Origin of the sequence: Janthinobacterium rivuli (assembly GCF_009208735.1) — a bacterium.
In the GTDB taxonomy this organism is placed as follows: Bacteria; Pseudomonadota; Gammaproteobacteria; order Burkholderiales; family Burkholderiaceae_D; genus Janthinobacterium.
In genome coordinates this window covers 1-1,171 of record NZ_WFLJ01000047.1, presented here as the reverse complement: position 1 = coordinate 1,171, position 1,171 = coordinate 1, and the positions used below count along the sequence as shown (strand labels likewise).

Annotated in this window: 1 protein-coding gene and 1 tRNA gene; one reads left to right on the top strand and one right to left on the bottom strand. The window is 44.8% G+C overall.

Annotation, left to right across the window (positions count from 1 at the left end; all coding sequences use genetic code 11):
* Window positions 1-211 precede the first annotated feature (211 nt).
* Window positions 212-733, bottom strand: coding sequence for a hypothetical protein (locus GCN78_RS28795; RefSeq protein WP_152254744.1), 522 nt, complete (start codon window positions 731-733; stop codon window positions 212-214).
* Between the two features lie 250 nt (window positions 734-983).
* Between GCN78_RS28795 and GCN78_RS28790 the strand changes: the two genes are divergently transcribed.
* Window positions 984-1,070 (top strand) — tRNA-Leu (locus GCN78_RS28790).
* Window positions 1,071-1,171: the final 101 nt, after the last annotated feature.

Here is a 1,171-nt window from a genome sequence, read left to right as displayed (position 1 = left end):
AAGGCGATGTTACTAAATCAGTGAACTGAGGCCCCTTCGCAGTACGCCAGACGAGCATAGTGACCAGTATTCCCAAAGATAAGCGCAATGCATGAGACTCTAACTACTTTACCTATTTTTGATTCGTCAGATGTCTTGACCGCGGAACTCTCAATTTGCACCTCTCTAACGACATCAATATTCGGCTTGCCTTCATCACCGTTTTCACCGGTCATACCTGTATTTTTTCTAAACGAACAAAATAAAAATTAGCATTTTCAGCTAAGCCAGCGGTACAACAATTAGAAAATTTTCCTCGCATTAATATCCCTTTCAGGACATCAGGCTTATTCCACATAAATTGTCTCAAAGGCGCAGGTTGGACGCCCAATGTCGGGTTCTGTTTTTTCACGACATTAGACGGCTCTACAAAACTGAGGCCAGGAATACTACGCAACTGTCGAGAAGCTATGGAGTGAATAAATTCATCAGCTTCAGCCGCTGGCCGCTTTAATGATTCGATCATAAAGTTTCGCAGAAATGGACCACAAACCTGCTTTATCCAGACCACAATTTTTTCACTATCACGAATTCCCTGCAAAAGTGCTCCACGCACCCTTACTTCCATACAGGAGACCGTATTGGAAGTGAACGCCTCAAACTGTTCGGCCCTTACTTGTGCGTAAGGATCGTAATTAATGTCGTCTGAAGAAAACGCGGAGAAGCTGATACCCAGTAAAGTAATGCCTGCCACATACTTCAAGTATAGGAAAATTGATTTCTTGACGTGATATATACATTGCATAAAACACTCATTTTTCATGCCGAAGCGGATATTTCATTTTACAACACACACCAGTCGCGACAGAACGAATACCAGGACCGCCATACCCAACGCATAGCCGCCGGGCGATCAAAAACAATGAAGAACGCAGACCATTGATCTAGCAGACAGGCACAAGATGGCGTAACGAGCATCACATGTGCTAGAATCTCGCCGCGCTGCCCGGATGGTGAAACTGGTAGACACTGGAGACTTAAAATCTCCCGCCTGTAAGGGCGTGCCGGTTCGATTCCGGCTCCGGGCACCAGCGCACAGAATTCAGCAACATCAAAAAAGCCATTAAACCCAATACAATCAACGGGTTAGTGGCTTTTTTTTACGTCCCGACATTTCCCTTGATACAGATTA